Raw genomic sequence first — 1924 nt, forward strand, 5'->3', positions numbered from 1 at the left:
GGTCAGGGCGTTCACCTCGGTCCGGCGGCCGGTGAGGTCGTATGACGTTCTACCGACCACAGGTGGCCGGGCCGCCCCGTCAGCCCTTGACCGAGCCCGACATCAGGCCGCCGACGAAGTACTTGCCGAGCACGATGTAGACCAGCAGCGTCGGCAGGGACGCGAACAGCGCGCCGGCCATCGAGACGCCGTAGTTCTGCAGCAGGGCACCGTTGGCGAGGTTGTTCAGCGCCACGGTGACGGGGCCGTTCTGGGACGACGAGAAGAACACGGCGAACAGGAAGTCGTTCCAGGCCGACGTGAACTGCCAGATGAGCACCACGACGAAGCTCGGGATCGAGATCGGCAGCACGATCGACCAGTACGTCCGCAGCATGCCCGCGCCGTCGACGCGGGCGGCCTCGATCAGCTCGTGCGGCACGGTGGCGTAGTAGTTGCGGAAGATCAGCGTCGTGATCGGGATGCCGTAGACGACGTGCAGCAGGATCAGCGTCGGCACACCCGTCGGGATGCCGAGGTCGAGGACCAGCTGCGTGAGCGGGATCATCACCGCCTGGTACGGGATGAACATCCCGAACAGGATCACCGTGAACACGATGTTCGCGCCGCGGAAGCTCCACCGGGCCAGCACGAACCCGTTCAGGGAGCCGAGGAACGCCGCGATGATCGCGCTGGGCACCACGACGGCCACCGAGCGCAGGATCGAGGGGGCGAGCGCGGTCCAGGCCGTGGCCCAGTTGTCCAGGGTCCAGATCTGCGGAAAGGCCCAGGCGCGGCTCGGGTCGGCGTCGCCGGTGCCCTTGAAGCTCGTCACGAGCAGCACGTAGACCGGGATGAGGACGATCAGGAGGAAGAAGATGAGGCCCGCGTACTTCAGCGTGCGGGTCAGCGCGTACCGGTTCTTGCTGGTCGGCGGCGGCCTGCGCACCGTCGTGCGGGGCGCTGCGAGCTGGTCGGTGGCGGCGGTCATCGCTTCTCCTCGCGGTTCGTGCGGATCAGGTAGGGCACGATGACGAGCGCGACGATGATCAGCAGGATCGAGCCGACGGCCGCGGAGTTCGCGTAGTCGAAGCTCGACTTGAACACGTACATGTCGACCGCAGGGACCTTGGTCTGGTAGTTCGCCGGCTTGGAGATCGACATGATGAGGTCGAACGCCTTGAGCGACATGTGGCCGATGATGATCAGCGCGGACAGCGCGACGGGCGAGAGCTGCGGGAACAGGACGTACCGGTAGAGCTTCCACTCGCTGGCGCCGTCGACCCGGGCGGCCTCGCGCAGCTCGTCGGGGATGCCGCGGAACCCGGCGAGGAACAGCGCCATGACGTAGCCGGAGAGCTGCCAGATCGCGGGGATGGCGATGGCGATGATGCCGAACGTGACGTTGTTCCACCAGTTGTTCTGCAGGAAGTCGAGCCCGACCATCTGGAACAGGCGGTTGAGGCCCGAGGCCTGCTCGTCCTGGTTGGAGTTGAGCAGCCAGCGCCACACCACACCCGAGGCGACGAACGAGACCGCCATCGGGAAGAGGTAGACCGAGCGGAACAGCCCCTCGCCCTTGATCGGCTTGTCGAGCATCCAGGCCCACAGGAAGCCCATGATCATGGTCCCGGCGAGGAACACGACCGTGTACAGCAGCAGGTTCATCAGCGAGTGCTGGAAGTCCTCGGTGGCCAGCAGGTCGAAGTAGTTGGTGAACCACACGAAGGCGGCGGGCTCCTGCCCGGTGGCCTGGGCGGCGGTGTGGTTGTCCGTGAAGGACGTGGAGAAGTTGGCGGCGATCAGTCCGTAGACGAAGACGCCGACGAGGATCAGGGACGGAGCGAGCATGAGGAGCGGTGGTCCGACTCGCCGCAGTTTCTTGAGCATGTGGGGTACCTCGGTCGTGGGCGCAGCCGCGCGCCGCCGGGAGGGGGACCCGGCG

General features: G+C 66.4%; 2 protein-coding genes. Both read right to left on the reverse strand.

All coding sequences use genetic code 11. The features are described 5' to 3' along the window. Positions 1-79: 79 nt before the first annotated feature. Positions 80-970 carry a carbohydrate ABC transporter permease gene (locus AB0F40_RS27445; protein WP_357475492.1) on the reverse strand — a complete coding sequence of 297 codons (891 nt, stop codon included), beginning with the start codon at positions 968-970 and terminating at the stop codon, positions 80-82. Further along, positions 967-1869 carry a sugar ABC transporter permease gene (locus AB0F40_RS27450; RefSeq protein ID WP_357475494.1) on the reverse strand — a complete coding sequence of 301 codons (903 nt, stop codon included), beginning with the start codon at positions 1867-1869 and terminating at the stop codon, positions 967-969. Before AB0F40_RS27450 ends, AB0F40_RS27445 begins: the two co-directional genes overlap by 4 nt. Positions 1870-1924: the final 55 nt, after the last annotated feature.

Origin of the sequence: Promicromonospora sp. NPDC023987 (assembly GCF_040639055.1) — a bacterium.
Classification (GTDB): Bacteria; Actinomycetota; Actinomycetes; order Actinomycetales; family Cellulomonadaceae; genus Promicromonospora.

Coding starts and splice junctions, on each gene's coding strand:
- AB0F40_RS27445 (WP_357475492.1), bottom strand. CDS start 970: ATGACCGCCGCCACCGACCAGCTCGCAGCGCCCCGCACGACGGTGCGC.
- AB0F40_RS27450 (WP_357475494.1), bottom strand. CDS start 1,869: ATGCTCAAGAAACTGCGGCGAGTCGGACCACCGCTCCTCATGCTCGCT.